This window comes from Halomicronema sp. CCY15110 (genome assembly GCF_016888165.1).
GTDB lineage: Bacteria > Cyanobacteriota > Cyanobacteriia > Phormidesmidales > Phormidesmidaceae > Halomicronema.
This window is the reverse complement of the sequence record NZ_JACSWC010000007.1, coordinates 1-456: the sequence shown is the minus strand read 5'-3', so window position 1 is coordinate 456 and position 456 is coordinate 1. Positions and strand designations below refer to the sequence as shown.

Annotated in this window: 1 protein-coding gene; it reads right to left on the bottom strand. The window is 51.5% G+C overall.

What is annotated here, in order from left to right:
- Positions 1–24: 24 nt before the first annotated feature.
- Entirely contained in the window at positions 25–390 is a 366-nt protein-coding gene (locus tag JUK32_RS00035; protein ID WP_309224454.1) for an endonuclease domain-containing protein, read from the bottom strand.
- Positions 391–456 lie beyond the last annotated feature (66 nt).

Sequence of the window (456 nt, the reverse complement as noted above, 5' to 3'; positions counted from 1 at the left end):
AATTAGTGAACTTCACTCAGGTTTTTAGGGGGTGCCGAAGTTGATGCAACTCGGTGCCGAAGTTAGGTGAATACGCAACTCGCGCACCGTTTCCGCAATTCGCTCAATCACCGCATCCAAATGAGCGTAAACCTCCTGATTGGTAAAGCGAAGGAACCGAATGCCCAGAACCGCGATCGCCGCTTGCCTGGCTTGGTCAGCCGCGATCGCCTCATCCGAGTCATGGCTTGCCCCATCCAGTTCAATGGCCAGCTTCACCTCAGGGCAATAAAAATCCAACACATAGTAGTCAACGCTGTATTGCCTGCGAAACTTACAGTTTTCGACTTGGCGATCGCGCAAGCGTTGCCAAACCAGCTGTTCCGCTTTGGTCGCCTGTTCGAGACTGATCTTGACTCAAGAAAGTGGACAGGTAGTTTAAGCGGCCTTCAAACCCTCTAGAGAGAGCCAATAGTT